At 71.2% G+C, this 14,596-nt stretch carries 9 protein-coding genes and 1 pseudogene; 7 read left to right on the forward strand and 3 right to left on the reverse strand.

The features are described from left to right. The first annotated feature begins 164 nt into the window (after nucleotides 1–164). The gene (locus VT85_RS23025; protein WP_068411429.1) at nucleotides 165–1,352 is read left to right on the forward strand and encodes a transposase; all 1,188 of its coding nucleotides are present in this window, start codon (nucleotides 165–167) and stop codon (nucleotides 1,350–1,352) included. A 209-nt stretch (nucleotides 1,353–1,561) separates the two neighbouring features. Here VT85_RS23025 and VT85_RS23030 read toward each other — a convergent pair whose 3' ends face one another. After that, entirely contained in the window at nucleotides 1,562–2,521 is a 960-nt protein-coding gene (locus VT85_RS23030) for a methyltransferase domain-containing protein (protein WP_068420330.1), read from the reverse strand. A 191-nt stretch (nucleotides 2,522–2,712) separates the two neighbouring features. On the opposite strand from VT85_RS23030, the gene VT85_RS23035 reads away from it, so the two are divergent. The 6 genes and pseudogenes from VT85_RS23035 (at nucleotide 2,713) to VT85_RS23055 (ending at nucleotide 10,584) form a co-directional block, all read left to right on the forward strand. Then, a complete protein-coding gene (locus VT85_RS23035) occupies nucleotides 2,713–3,000 on the forward strand; it encodes a hypothetical protein (protein ID WP_068420331.1) in 288 nt (95 codons plus the stop codon). A 54-nt stretch (nucleotides 3,001–3,054) separates the two neighbouring features. After that, nucleotides 3,055–3,647 (forward strand): annotated as a pseudogene (gene tilS, locus VT85_RS30100) (tRNA lysidine(34) synthetase TilS); the annotation flags it as partial. Between the two features lie 636 nt (nucleotides 3,648–4,283). Further along, on the forward strand, nucleotides 4,284–4,487 hold the full coding sequence (locus VT85_RS30105) for a tRNA lysidine(34) synthetase TilS C-terminal domain-containing protein (RefSeq protein ID WP_409999955.1): 204 nt from the start codon (nucleotides 4,284–4,286) through the stop codon (nucleotides 4,485–4,487). A gap of 317 nt (nucleotides 4,488–4,804) precedes the next feature. Continuing rightward, a complete protein-coding gene (locus tag VT85_RS29775; protein WP_068420332.1) occupies nucleotides 4,805–6,109 on the forward strand; it encodes an ArnT family glycosyltransferase in 1,305 nt (434 codons plus the stop codon). 33 nt (nucleotides 6,110–6,142) lie between these two features. Continuing rightward, entirely contained in the window at nucleotides 6,143–9,412 is a 3,270-nt protein-coding gene (locus tag VT85_RS23050; RefSeq protein WP_068420333.1) for an AsmA-like C-terminal region-containing protein, read from the forward strand. Nucleotides 9,413–9,492: 80 nt separating this feature from the next. Continuing rightward, nucleotides 9,493–10,584, forward strand: a complete 1,092-nt coding sequence (locus VT85_RS23055) for a hypothetical protein (RefSeq protein WP_068420334.1) — start codon at nucleotides 9,493–9,495, stop codon at nucleotides 10,582–10,584. Between the two features lie 66 nt (nucleotides 10,585–10,650). Here VT85_RS23055 and VT85_RS23060 read toward each other — a convergent pair whose 3' ends face one another. Continuing rightward, nucleotides 10,651–12,315: a SpoIIE family protein phosphatase gene (locus VT85_RS23060; protein ID WP_082858825.1), complete on the reverse strand. Its 1,665-nt coding sequence runs from the start codon at nucleotides 12,313–12,315 to the stop codon at nucleotides 10,651–10,653. A 108-nt stretch (nucleotides 12,316–12,423) separates the two neighbouring features. Next, nucleotides 12,424–14,403, reverse strand: coding sequence for a S9 family peptidase (locus VT85_RS23065; RefSeq protein ID WP_082858826.1), 1,980 nt, complete (start codon nucleotides 14,401–14,403; stop codon nucleotides 12,424–12,426). Nucleotides 14,404–14,596 lie beyond the last annotated feature (193 nt).

Consider the following 14,596-nt stretch of genomic DNA (forward strand, 5'->3'; position numbering starts at 1 on the left):
AGTTCGTCCGCGATGACGGTCTCCCTCATCCGGCCTTCGGCCACCTTCCCTTTCAGGGGGAGGTATTTCGTCCGGCTTATGGGAGAGGGGTATGGAACGGGGCACGGTCCCGGTTTATAGCGGACGGCTTACCAGGGCTGACCGCTGTTCGACCGGGAGGAGCCATGCCCCGCCCCGAACTACTGTACCGCTGGTCCGACCGCGTCGCGACTCGGTTCCCCACGCTGTCGCGATGCCAGGCCCGGGTCCTGGCCTGGTACAGCCTCGGGATGATCCTGGCACGCGGCGGCGGGCTGGACCGGGTGGCCGTCCACCTGGCGGCCCTGCTGGACGTGGGGCCCGGCACGGTCCGCCAGCGGCTCCGCGAGTTCTACCGCCCGGCCGCCTCGAAGCGGGGCCGGTCCCGCCGCGAGCTCGATCCCGAGGCCTGCTTCGGCCCGCTGCTGGGCTGGGTCCTCTCGAGCTGGGGCGACGGCCCCCTGGCCCTGGCCGTCGACGCCACCGCGCTGGGCGATCGGATGACGGTCCTGTGCGTCGCGGCGCTCTACCGGTCGTGCGCCGTGCCGGTCGCCTGGGCGGTCCTGCCGGGGAACGAGCCGGGGGCCTGGAACCCGCACTGGAAGCGGCTCCTGGGCCTGCTCCGCGAGCACGTCGGGCCGGACCGACGCGTGTTCGTCCTGTCGGACCGGGGGATCGAGTCGTCGGGCCTGTTCCGGGCGATCGTCGAGCTGGGCTGGCACCCGCTGATGCGGGCCAGGGCCCGGGGCTGCTTCCGGCCCCAGGGGGGCCGATGGGCGCGGATGCCCGAGCTGGCCCCGCGGCACGGGGCCCGGTTCCGGGCCCGCGGCCAGGCCTTCAAGACGAAGGAGGCGCGGCTGGACTGCACGCTGCTGGCGCGGTGGGACGAGGGCCGCGCCGACCCCTGGCTGATCCTCACCGACCTGCCGCCGGAACAGGCCGACGCGTCCTGGTACGCCGTGCGGGCCTGGATCGAGTGCTCGTTCAAGAAGATCAAGAGCGACGGCTGGCGGTGGGAGCGGAGCCGGATGGCCGACCCGGCGCGGGCGGCCCGGCTGTGGGCCGCGATGGCCCTGGCGACCCTGTGGACGCTGGAGGTCGGCGGCGCGGCCGACGCCGCCGATCGACCCGAGCCCGAGCCGGGGCCGGGGCCGGCCGCCGCCCCCAAGCCCCGGCGCTGGTCGACCTTCCTGCTGGGGGGCGCCGCCGTCCTGCGGGCCTGGATCGGGGGGGCCGACCCCGCCGGCCGCTTCCTCCCGGAGCCCTGGCCCGGCCCGCCGCGCGACGCCGCCCCGCCCCCCGAAGTATTGATGAAAATCGATACCTCCCCCTGAAAGCCCGCGAGGGGGGAAGACAGACCCCGAAGGGGTCAGATGAGGGGGAGGACCAGCACGAGCGCCGTCGGAGCTCGCAGTCCGGCCGCCTGAAACGCTGACGGCCCTGGTCTTCCCCCTCATCCGACCCTGCGGGCCACCTTCCCCCGCCAGGGGAGAAGGACGTTAGGGGATGGGCCGAGTTCGCCGGGCCTTTTCCAGCCGTCGCCCTACGGCCGAAGCCGCTTGCGACCCGCGACGTTTACGCCCGAGCCGATGATGAGGTCGCGGTCGTAGGCCCAGCCGTAGAGTCGGCCCGACTTCATGGGGCGGAGTTCGACGAGGTTTTCGAAGCCTTCCTCGACGAACCACGAGGAGAGTTCGGGGAGCGTGTGGTGCGACTGGTGCTCCGGCGCCCACCAGTCGAAGTTGTCGCAGACGCGCAGGGTCCAGTCGGGGTGGGCGGAGAAGTTGACCAGCTTGTTCAGCGTGCGGTTCAGCACCGGCACGCTCCCAAGCGCGCCCAGGCCGGCGCACAGGGGTTCCAGCACTCGGGCGGGGAGGCGGGTGGTCAGGGCGCGGACGCCCGTGTTGAGCCACTCCTGCGGCGGGGTGTTCCGGCGGTAGAGCCAGACCGCCAGACGGCCGCCGGGCCTGACGCGGCGGGCGATCTCGGCGAACGCCCGGCGCGGGTCGGGCGAGTGGTGCAGCACGCCGATCGAGAAGACCAGGTCGAACGCCTCCTCCACGACCGGCAGGTCCAGGAGGTCGGCCTGGACGATCTGGACGCCGGGGAGCCCCGCGCACAGCGCGGCGGCCTTGTCGACGGCGCTGCTGAGGTCCACGCCCAGCACCTCGGCGCCGTGATCCCCCAGGAGCTTCGCATACCGACCGCCGCCGCAGCCGGCGTCGAGCACCCGCTTGCCCGCCATCTCTCGCGGCGCGACGCCCGTCTTGGCCTCGAAGGTCGCCTCGTCCTCCTCGGTCCTCGCCACGTCGTAGCGGTTCCACTGGCGGCCGAAGCTGCCGACGTAGGACTCGCCCGCCAGCCGGGGGACGCCGCCGACGATCGGATAACGCTCGGAACCGTCCGGAGAGGCGAGTTCAGACCCCTCGACATGCAGGGACGACCTCGTCCGGGGCGAGCGCAGCAGGGCGATCAGGTCGGGATTCAAGGCGGGCTCCGTCATCGTTCTCTCGCCGCGTCGGGGGCGGATCGGATCTCCCCTACGAATATATACCGCCACCCTCCCCGACGCACGAGACGCCCCGACCGCCCCGGCTCCTCGTCGAAGGATTCGACGGGACGGGCTGGCGTATCAGGGGTAAGGTTGTATACTTCCCAGTGGTCAAACGCCCACCTGGCACAGGGAAGCCCGCCATGCGATGGAAACTCGAACTGATCTACGACGACGGCCGCCGCGAGCATCCCCTCGCGGACCTTCCGGGAGAGTGGTTCGCCCAGAACTGGCTCGCCGTCGTCGGCATCATCGGCAGGCGCGGCGCATTCCCCCGAATCCGGCTCATCTCCGAGGATTCCCAGGTCCTGGTCCCCGTCCTCTCGGAGACCGACCTCGGGCAGGTGGAGTGGTGGCGGGTCCTCGGCTCGCCGGTGGTGCGGCCCGACCTCCGCTCGGCCCTGAGCTACTGCCAGGCCCAGAAGGACTGAACCCCCGCCTCGGCCGCCATCCTCTCGGGCTCGGCATCCTGGTATCCTTCGGGGATGCGAGACGATCCGAGGCATCACGAGCCCCCCCTCCCCGCCTGGCTGGGGACCGTCCGGCGACGGCTGTCGGGCTGGGTCGAGCCCGATGCCGACCCCGAGCGCGGGACCGCCTGGGTCGTCGCCGTTTCGGGGGGGAGCGACAGCGTGGGCCTGCTGCGGGCCTTGCACCTGCTGGCCGGAGAGTTCGACCTCCGGCTGACGGTGGCGAATCTCGACCACGGCACGCGCGAGGGGGCCTCGGGCGAGGACGCCCGGTTCGTCGCCGCGCTGGCGAATTCCCTCGGCTTGCCGTTCGAGGGGGGCGTCTGGTCGTCGAGCCGCGCCGGGCATTTCGAGGCCGACGCTCGCGAGGCTCGTTATGCGTGGCTCGCGGAGGTCGCGCGATCGCGGGGGCGTCGGCCGTCGCGGTCGGCCACACCCGCGACGACCAGGCCGAGACGATCCTCCACCGGATCGTCCGGGGCACGGGTCCGCGAGGGCTCGCCGGCATCCCTGCGCGTCGCCCCCTGGCGCCGGGGGTCGCGCTCGTCCGGCCCTTGCTCGGGGTCTCGCGACGGGAGATCCGCGACGAGTTGGCCCGGATCGGCCAGGCTTACCGCGAAGACGCGACGAACCGCGACGTATCCCAGACCCGCGCGCGAATCCGACACGACCTGATCCCACGCCTGGAAGCCGACTACAACCCGAAGGTGGTCGACGCGCTGGTGCGACTGGGGGAGCTTGCGGCGGCGAACGGGAGGGTGCTCGACGCGCTCGTCGCCTCGACGGAAACCGCGACCGTCCGCGAAGCGGGGCCGGAGCGGATCGCGATCGACCGCCTCGCGTTCGCGGCGCTCGACCCGTTCCTGGCCGTCGAGGCCCTCCGACGCGCCTGGCGATCGGCCGGCTGGCCCGAGGGTGAGATGACGGCGCGACGCTGGCGACGCCTCGCCAGGGGCCTCGCGCGGGGCGAGGCCGAGCCCCACGTCGGCGCGGGGGTCGCGCTGCGGATCGAGGGGGACGCGGCGACCCTCGACCGCTCGTCCCGGCTGGCCCCGGCCCCGACCGCCGCGCCCATCGCGCTGGAGGCGCCGGGGACGGTCCAGGTCCCCTGGGCCGACGCCCGTTTCGAGGTCCAGATCGTCCACGACGCGTCCGGCTGGGACGAAGTCGTCGACCTGGACCGCGTGACCTTCCCGCTGGTCGTCCGCACGCCCATGCGGGGCGAGAGCTTCGACCCGCTCGGGATGGGGGGACGCCGTCAGCGGCTGGTCGACTTCCTGCGCATTCGCCGCGTGCCGTCGGAACGCCGCCAGGCCGTCCCGGTGGTCGCCGACCCGCACGGGATCCTCTGGGTCGTCGGCCATCGAATCGCCGAACGCGTCAAGACGACCGAAGCAACGTCGCGACGCCTGGGCCTCCGATGGTCTCGCCGCGAGCCGCAGCCCTGATCCCGAGAGCCCGACGAACTCGACTCGTCACCCCCTCATCCCCCGCGAGGGGGGAAGACCGTGATTGAGCGCGGATGCCGGCGCTGTAAAGTCCGGCCGGATTGCGGATCCCGACGGCTCACCGGCTCGCCTTCCCCCTTGTCTGTTGAAAGGGGCCGCGAGATGGCTTCATGGCCCACGCCGGCCTGAGGATGCGGAGACGGGCGGGCTCGTCTGAAGTTGACGATCCCGGCGGTTTGGCTTAGGATCCGCGCCGACTTCGGCCGGTCCCACCGGGGGATGGAGTCCGTCCACGTCCCGAGAGAGGATGGCCGCTGATGGCTGGAGAGCCGGGTCGGATCGATCGGATCGGGAAGCTTCCGATCCCCGCCCTGGCGATCGCGGTCGAGGTCGGGCTGTTGCTGCGGGTGGCGGCGGCGAACCTCGTCGAGTGGTGGGTCCGTCGGGGAGGGGGCGAGCGGGTCTGCCTGTTCCCGGACGCGGAGTATTACTGGGAACTCGCGCGGACGATCCGCGACGGCGAGGTCTTCCAGATCGTGGAATGGGGCGACATCCCCCACTTCGCCCTCCGCACGCCCGGTTATCCGCTCTTCCTCGCGTCCTGCCGGACCCTCCTGGGCGATCGTCCCCTCGGGGCGAGATTGGTCCAGGCCGGGCTCGGCGCGGTCTGCGTCTGGCTGGTCTTCCGGCTGACGCGGGTGGTGCTCGGCGGTTCGGAAAAAACGGGAACGGGGCGAGCGGCTCCGATCGCCGCGGCGTTCACGTCGATTCATCCGTACTTCGTGATCATGTCGGTCGTTCTCCTGTCTGAGGCGGTGTTCGCGCCGCTGCTGCTGGGCTTCCTCTGGGCGCTGGCGGTCCTCTGGGATCGGGACGGGGCCAGGGCGATGCTCGGCCCGGCGCTGGGGGCGGGGGCGGCGGCGGGGGCGGCGGTGTTGACGCGGCCGTCGTGCCTGCTCTTCTTTCCGGCGGCGATCGCGGCGTGGCTGGCGCATCGTGCGGTCTCGGGCCGGTCGATCCGCCCGGCGATCGTCGCGACGATGGTCGCGGCGGCGGGATTCGCGGGGGTGATGGCGCCCTGGTGGGTCCGCAACGCGAGGGTGTACGGCGAGTTCGTGCCGACGGCCCTTTGGATGGGGGCGAGCCTCTACGACGGGCTGAACCCCCAGGCGACTGGGGCGAGCGACATGCGGTTCCTGAACGACCCGGACGTCTGGCCGAACAGCGAGCGCGACCAGGACGAACTGCTGAAGCGGCGGGCGTTCGCGTTCGTCCGCGAGCAGCCGGGGCGGGCGCTGGAGCTGGCGCTGGCGAAGCTCGGCCGGTACTGGAGCCCCTGGCCCAACGCGGAGGGGGTGCGGTCGCCCTGGCTGACGGTCGCGGCGGGCCTGGTGATGGGGCCGGTCCTGGGGCTGGCGGGCCTCGGGCTGTGGACGCTTCGGCGGGACGGCCGGGCCTGGGTGATCCTGGCGGGGCCGATCCTCTATTTCGGCCTGATCCATGCGGTGTTCGCGAGTTCGATGCGGTATCGGACGCCGGGCGAGATCCCCGCGATGGGGCTGGCGGCCGTCGGCCTGCTGCGGGTCGTCGACGGGGCCTCGTGGCGTTCGAAGCAGGCCTAAGCGCGGCTGAGGCCGGGCGTGGGGGGTGGCGGAATGGGGTTCGGGCGACGCCTGGCGAAATTCCTGATCTGGGGTGGGGTCGTCGGCCTGGGGCTGGCGGCGGCGGCGACCTGGTTCGCCTATGCGTTCGTCACCGACGGCGACACGGTGACGCGGCTGATCCGGGCGGAGCTGCGGCGGTTCTTCCCGCACGCCGAGTTCGAGTTCGGCAGCGTCGACTTCCGTCCCCTGCGCGGGAAGGCCACGCTCAAGCAGGTCGCGGCGATCCAGAAGGTCGACGGCCGGATGTTCCGGACGCTGAACCTCCCCTGGCTGGAAGTGCGGTTCAACGCCTGGCGGATGCTCCAGGGGGAGCAGTCGCCGAGCGAGGTCGTGGTGACGCAGCCCACGCTCCGGCTCCTCCAGAAGAAGGACGGCGGCTGGAACCTCCTGGACCTGCCGGCCCATCCCTGGCCCCGGGCGGCGATCGAGAATCCGCCGCCGATCGACATCGTCAACGGGACCGTCGAGCTGGTCGTGGAGCGGAGCCGAGGCGGGAATTCCCTGGTGGACGAGCCGGCCTCCGCCGCGGGCGACGACAAGGTGTCCGCGGCGATCCTCCGCGAGGTCACGTTGCGCATCGAGCCGACCGAGGAAGGCCGGCTTGAGTTCAAAGGCTCGGCGCGGGGGGATCTCTTCGATCGGGTCGACCTGCGCGGGTCGGTCGACCCGGCCACCGGCGACGTCGACCTGACCGGCGGCCTGGTCGACCTCACGCTCTCGGACACGCTCCGCCGCCGCCTGCCGGCCGACTTCGCCGCCGGCTTCGACGCCCTGTCCCTGAGCGGCGGGGACGTCGACGTGGAGCTGAAGCACCTGGCCTTCCGACCCGGCCTGCCTCCCGAGGCGCAGCTCTCCTACGACGTGGAGGCCCAGCTCCTGCGCGGGGTCTGCGCCTGCCCACATCTCCCGTTCCCGCTCAACGACCTGTCGGCCCGGGTGGGCCTGCGCGACGGCGTCCTGACGATCGTCCACGCCGAGGGCTTCAACGGCGCGACCCGGGTCCGGGCCTCCGGGGCCCTCCGCGCTTCGGCCTCGCTCGAGACGCCGATGGATCTCCGCGTCGAGATCTTCGACCTGGACCTGGACCAGCGGCTGAAGGACCGGACCCCCCCGGAATTCGTCGAGCTGTGGGACGTGTTCCAGCCCAAGGGGCGGGTGAACGTCAAGGCCAACGTCGCCAGGGCCGTCGAGGGGGGCCCGGTGGAGTTCTCGGCCTCGGCCGAGCTGCAAGACGTCTCGGCGCGCTACCGCCACTTCGATTACCCGCTGAAGAACCTCAAGGGGACGCTCGCCCTGGAGGGCCGGCGGCTCACGGTCGACCTGAACGGTCCGATCGGCGACAAGCCGGCCCGGCTCCACGGGACGGTCGACGACCCCGGCCCCGACGCCCTGGTGGACCTCAAGGTCGAGGCCGAGTCGGTGCCGGTCGACGCGGCCTTCCTCGACGCGCTTCAGCCCGAGGTCCGCCGCTGGGTCGACCGCTTCAAGCCGGCCGGGTCGGTCAAGACCGACGCGCGGATCTTCCGCGCGCCGCTGGTCGGCCCGCCGCAACTGAAGCAGGAGGGCGGCCGCATGGTCGAGGCCAACCTTGAAACCGAGGTGGGCCGGCTCGTGATCGACGCCGACCTCGACCTCGACCCCCGGCGCTGCGAGATCACCTGGGTGGAGCTTCCGTTCCCGGTGCGGAACCTCTCGGGCCGGCTGGAGCTGCACCCGGACCTCTGGATCTTCAAGGACCTGCGGGGCCGCAACGGCCAGGCCGTGATCACCGGCTCCGGCAAGGTGGAGAAGCTGCCGGGGCCCAACCTCCCCAACGGCGACCCGCCGCTGAAGATCGGCATGACTTTGGACGCCCAGAACCTGCCGTTCAGCCCGGAGCTGCGCGAGGCCCTCCCCGACGCCTGGCGGAAGTCCTGGGAATTCATCAATCCCGACGGCGCCAGCGACGTCCACGCCGACGTCGCCGTCGAGACCGGCAAGCCCGACCAGACCCGCGTGACCATCTCCCCGAGGCCGGAGTCGCACGTCCGCCTGGTGGTGCCGAAGTCCCCCGGGCCGGGCGTCGAGCCGGGGGCGACGATCGAGCTGAAGATGCAGAACGCGCTGGGGGCGTTCGAGTTCGTCAACGGCAAGGTCGCGATGCGGGACGTCCGGTTCACGTTCCACGGCGCCCCCGTCGAGTTCCCCGAGGGGACGGTCGTGGTCGAGGACAGCGGCCGGTTCGACCTGGCGGTCCGCGACGTGTGGGTCCGCGACCTCCTCTTCGGCGCCAACCTGCGACGGATCATGCCCACCCTGATGGCCCAGTTCGCGATGCGCCTGGACGACGGCCGGCCGTTCACGGCGCGGGGGGACCTCAAGATCGGCTGGAGCGGCGAGGCCGGCGTCCCCGCCTGGTGCCAGTGGGAGAACACCCGCGTCTTCCTCGTCGACAACAAGCTCAAGGCGGGCATCCCCATGGAGCACCTCAACGGCCAGCTCAAGGAGGTCTGGGGCCGCTCCGACGGCCAGTACCTGGAAGTCCACGGCGTCCTGGACATCCAGAGCGCCAGCGTCGCCGGGCTCCAGGTCACGCGGCTCCAGGGCCCCCTGGTCGTCAAGGACGGCAAGGCGCGGCTGGAGAGCCTCAAGGGGAGCTTCCTGGGGGGCGAGCTGTACGGCGAAGGGGCGATCACGCTGGCCGAGACCCCGAGCTACAGCGGATCGGCCCAGCTCTCCGGGGCGCAGCTCCAGGAGTACGCGCGGAGCCTCCCCGGCCGCCAGGCGTTCCGGGGGCTTGTCAACGCCCGGGTGGGATTCAACGGCCTGGGCACGGACTTCCGCGGCCTCCAGGCGAGGGGCGAAGGCCACGTCGTCGACGGCGACCTCGGCGAGCTGCCGTTCGTGCTGAAGTTCGCCAAGGCCCTCAACCCGCTCACGCTCCGGGGCCGCAACGACGACGGCAAGTCGATGTTCGACGCCGCCGACCTCGAATTCCGGATCGTCAACGGCACCACCCATTTCGACAAGATCCGGCTCACCGGCAGCCCGATCAGCCTCGAAGGCGACGGGACCCGCGACCCGTTCGACAACATCGACCTGACGCTCCGGGTCCTCTACGGCCGGAATCGGTTCGACGTCCCCCTCCTCAGCCCGATGATCCGCGAGGCCAGCGGCGAGTTCATCAACGTCAACATCAAGGGGACGCTCGCCCAGCCCCGCCCCGACCTCAAGTACGTCCCCAGGCTTCAGAGGATCGGCAACCGCGGCGACCGCCCCTGACCTCGCCGGAACCGAAATCCCCGTCCGTCCTTCCGGACGCCCGCCGCGCGGAGTATCCTCGGATGCGGGAGGAACCTCGCATGCGCCAGAGCCGATTCGCGTCCGCCTTCACGTTCGCCCTGATCTCCGCCGCCTGGCCCCTCGCGACGGCGTCGCGAGGCGAGGAGCCGCCGGCGCCCAAGCCGCATCCCCTGGTCGCCCCGATGAAGGAGGGGCTGAACATCACCGGGATCAACGACCGAGGCGACGTGGTCGGCTTCCACTGGGAGCCGGAGAACGGCAACCCCGACATCCTGTATGAGGCGCCGTTCCTCGCCCAGGGCGACAAGATCACCCGCCTGCCGCTGCTGAAGACCTACACCGCGACTTTCCCCGCCGCCGTCAGCGACGACGGCGTGGTCGTCGGCCGATCGAGCAAGCCCGCGCCCCCGAACACCTTCGTCCCCCTGCGGAATCAGGCGTTCGTCTGGACGGCCGACCAGGGGATCAAGGGGCTCGGCGCCGCCGAGGGGGACGCGGCCTCGTTCGCCACTGGGATCAGCCGCGACGGCCGTCGCATCAGCGGGCTCAGCGTCGGGGACTACCGCCTCCGGGGCGTCGTCTGGGAGCGCGACGGCGACGCCTGGAAGGCCGTCGTCATCCCCGAGGCCGACCAGCTCAGCTCGAACGTCCTGGCCGTCAGCCCCGACGGCAAGCGCCTGGCCGCCGTCCAGAAGGGGGAGACCTCGCTCTGGACCGAGGCCGAGCCCGGCGTCTGGAAGCGCGAGCCGCTCTCCCAGGACCGGAACGCCATGATCCCTCGCGGAGTGAACGACTCGGGCGTGGTCGTCGGCCATCGCAACGATCCCGACGGCACCCTGCGCGCCGTGATCTGGACCCGCGAGCAGGGCCTCCAGACGCTTGGGATCCCCGAGGGATTCCAGCACGCCCAGGCCAGCGCCGTGAACAACGCCGGCGCCGTGGTCGGCCAGATCGACGGCCCCCACGGAGGGCTTCCCGGCCCCCGCGCCTTCATCTATGAGGACGGCAAGCTCCGCATCCTCGACGAGCACGGCCCCGACTTCATCTGGGCCACCGCCATCAACGACCGCGGCCAGGTCTCCGGCGTCCTGGAAGAACCCGAGGAAGCGCACCCCGCCGAGGACGCCGAACCGCCCGCGAAACAACCGTGAGCCTCGACGCATCCCGCTCGCTCCTCGCGCGAAGGCGACCCGGACGGCCGACGGGCGAGGCGCGGGTCAGGAGGGCTCGGCGGCGCGGCCGAAGCAGACGATGGAGAGGTCGTCGAGCGGACGTTGATCTTTCATGTGCTCGCTGAGCACGGCCAGGATCGCCTCGCCGACCTGGTCGGCGGCCCCTTCGGTCTGGGCGAGGACCTTCTTGAGCCGATCGAGCCCGAACGGGCGGAGGCGGTGGTCGACGGCGTCGACCAGGCCGTCGGAGTAGAGGACGACGACCTCGCCCGGGGCCAGGTCGACGCCGGCTGATCGATAAGTTGCGTCGCGGTCGACGCCGATCGGCGAGCCGCCGCCGGGACAATCCATGAGGTCGACGCGGCCGTCGACCCGGCGGACCAGCGGCGCCGGGTGGCCGGCGGAGGCGACCGTGAGCCGGTGGGCCGCCGGATCGACCTCGATCAGCATCATCGTGACGTAGTGGTTGGAGATCCCCGAGTCGTAGAAATGCTCGTTGACGTCCGTCAGGATCTCTTCCGGGGTGTACCCGGCGCGGGCGAGGAGGCGGACCTCCGGGCAGACCCCGGCCATGAGGATCGCCGACGACATGCCGTGCCCGGTCACGTCGCCGAGCGTCACGCACCAGCGCGAAGGGACCGACGCGGGGACGTCCGGGTCCTCGACGCGGATGTAATCGTAGAGGTCGCCGCCGACCTCCTGCGCCGTTCGGTAGAACTCCCAGAAGGTGTAGCCGGGGATCGCCGGCCGGGCGCGGGGCAGCAAGGCTCGCTGGATCTCGGCGGCGGCGGCCCACGACGCCTGCTCCCGCACCAGCCGATCGTTCTCGACGGCCGTGGCGATCGGGACGGCCAGCGCCGCCAGCAGGTCCAGGTCTTCCTCGCGGAACTGCTCGTGGGGCGAGACGCCGTCGAGCTGGACCATGCCGACGGGGCGGCCGTCGTGGCCCAGCAGCGGCGCGCAGATCGCCGTGCGGATCGCGGCGGAGAGGCTCTCGTGGTCCTTGAACCGCTCGTCGACGTAGACGTCCTTGATCAGGATCGCCCGCCCCTTCCGCAGCACCTCCTCGATGAGCGTACGGCTGAGCACGGGGGGGCCGGCCGGGCCCCTGGCGTCGCGATGGGCCCGCAGCGGCAGCGATCCGTCGGGCTCCAGGGTCGCCACGAATCCGCGCGTGCCCTTCGGCAGGATCGTCATCAGGCCGCCGAGCGCCCGGGACAGCCGCTCGTCCAGGTTAGACGCCCCCCCCAGCGCGCGGACCACCTCGATCACGCCGAGCAGCGCACCGGCCGGGTCGACGGCGCGCTGGACCAGCCCCGACGAGCTGAGATCGGCGAGCGAGCCCAGGACGGTCGATTTCGCCACCTCGCCCGGCGCGCCCACCCGCGCCGCGGCCTCGTGGAAGATGAACTCATAGTCGACGATCCGGATCCGAGAGCCCTCGCGCACCTCGGTCGGCTCGTACGGCTTCAGCCGCACCCCGTCGAGGTGGGTCGCGTTCTTGCTCATCAGGTCGACCACGCGATAGGTGCCGTCGAACCGCCGCTCAATCCGGGCGTGGTAGAGCGACACCTTGGGATGGTCGAGCGGCACCCCGACCATCGGATGCCGGCCGATGTGCAGGTCGGTCCCTCGCAACTCGATGACCCGCTCCGTCCGCCCCTGGCTGACCATCTCCAGCGTGGCGCCGACGCTCTCCCTGGATCTCATCGACTACGCCCCCGATCCGAGCCGCCCTCGCACACATGGGCCCGACACATCTGCAATCCGCCGGCTCATCCTACCGCAGCCGCGTCGAAAAATCCGGACCGATCCGGCTCATTCCCCACCGGCCCCCTCCCCCAGCAGGAAGGCCCTCAGGAACGAGACCTCCACGGCCTGCTGGTAGTCCTGATTCGGCTTCCTGGCGAATCCGTGGCCCTCGTTCGCGCCGACGACGTACCAGACCGGCACGCCGTTCTCCTTGACCTTCGCGACGAGCTGCTCGGACTCGGAGAGCGGCACGCGGGGGTCGTTGGCCCCCTGGACCACCAGGATCGGCGTCTTGATGTTCGCGGCCTTGCCCAGCGGCGAGGCCTTCTCCAGGAACTCGCGCATCTTGGGGTCGCGCTCGTCGCCGTACTCGGCGCGGCGGAGGTCGCGGCGGTAGCCCTGGGTGTTCTCCAGGAACGTCACGAAATTCGAGATGCCGACCACGTCGATCCCGCACTTGATCCGGTCGTTGTAGTCGGTCTGCACCGCCAGCGACATGAAACCGCCGTACGAGCCCCCCGCGACGGCCACGCGGGACTTGTCCAGGTCGGGCTGACGGGCGACCCAGTCCAGCAAGGCGCCGATGTCCTTGACCGAGTCCTCCCGCAGGAAGCCGTCGTCGAGCTTCAGGTAAGACTTCCCGTAGCCGTCCGACCCGCGCACGTTGGGCACGATGAGGACGATCCCCAGTTCGTTGATCAGATAGTTGAGCCGCCCCATGAAGCCGGGACGGGCCTGCGCCTCGGGGCCGCCGTGGATCTGGATCAGGACCGGACGAGGTCCCGACGCCGGCGCGGCCGGGCGGTAGACGAAGGCCGGGATCTGCCGGCCGTCGAACGAGGCATAGCGGATCAACCCGGGCGTGACGAAGGTCGAGGCGTCCAGGCCGCCGATCTCGCTCTCGGTCCAGCGTTCGAGCAAGCCGACGCCCCCCGTGGCGAGCCCACGATCCAGGTCGATCGAGAAGACGTCCGACGACGTCTGGGCCGAATCGAGCGTGAAGCCGAACTCGTGCGAGTCGGGGCGGAACTCCAGGCCGGTGATCCGGCCCGTCGGGATCGTCGGCGCGGCCCGCTCGGTCGCGGTGGCCGTCTGGTAGACGTGCAGCGCGCTCAAACCGTCCTCATTCGTCGCGGCGACGATGAGCGTGCCGTCGTCGGAGAGGTCGAACGCCTCGACGTCCCAGGGGGTTCCGGCGCTGTACCAGGTCTCGGCGGCGGTCGCCAGGTCGTAGCGGGCGAGGCGGCGGAACTCGCTCCCCTTGTCGGACGTGTAGAAGATCGACTTCCCGTCCTTCGACCACCTCGGCCCGGAGACGGCGACCTTCGGCTCGCCCTCGGCCGGCTTCGGGGTGATCGTCCGCACCGCGCCGTCGGCGATCGCGACGATGTGGACGTAGGATTCAGTGATCGAGATATATTCCTCGACGACGACGCTCTTGCCGTCGGGCGACCAGTCGGCGACGTTCCACTGGCCGGAGACCTCCTTGAGCAGCTTGCGGAACGAGACCTCGGCCGGGGAGGCGAGGTACAGGTCCATGTCCTTGCCGTTGCGGGCGTTGGAACTCCAGGCCACCAGCTCGCCGGAGGGGGACCATTTCGCCGATTCGTGCCGACTCCTGCCGTCGGTCAGCCGCACGGGCTCGCCGCCGGCCCGATCCTGCAGGAAGAGCTGGTAGTTCTCGGCGCCCCCCTCGTCCATGACGAACAGGAACTGGTCGCGCCTCGGTCGCGGCGAGACTCCCAGCACGCGCTCCGGCGAGAACGTCAACTGCCGACGCGCCGCGCCGGGGGCCGGGACGTGGTGGACCTGCAACGTGTCGGCGAACCGAGTCGTGACGTAGACCGCCCGAGGCTTGCCCCGGTCCCACCCCTGGAAGCCCGCCCCGCGGATGTTCTGATATCGGCCCAGCGCCGCGGCGGTCGACTTCGGGATCGCCGGCGTCCCCTCGGACCGGATCGAATCCGGCACGGGGATCGTCGGCTCCTGCGCCGGGGCGAGAGGGGCGACGGCGAGGAGGGCGAGGATCAGCGAGGCTCGATGCATGTCCCTGAACTCCGGCAAAGTCGTTGGCGGCTTTTCAAGACGCGGCGCGCGCCATTCCTCATTTCGGCGCATCCTCTCTTCAGGAGGGGATGCTGCGCGCGGAGATGACCTGCAAGGGCTTCGAAGCAGTCGACGCGAGGCGATCGGACATGACGAAAACCACCGAACGAAGCCAATCGCCGAACCCAAAAAT

The organism is Planctomyces sp. SH-PL62 (assembly GCF_001610895.1).
GTDB lineage: Bacteria > Planctomycetota > Planctomycetia > Isosphaerales > Isosphaeraceae > Paludisphaera.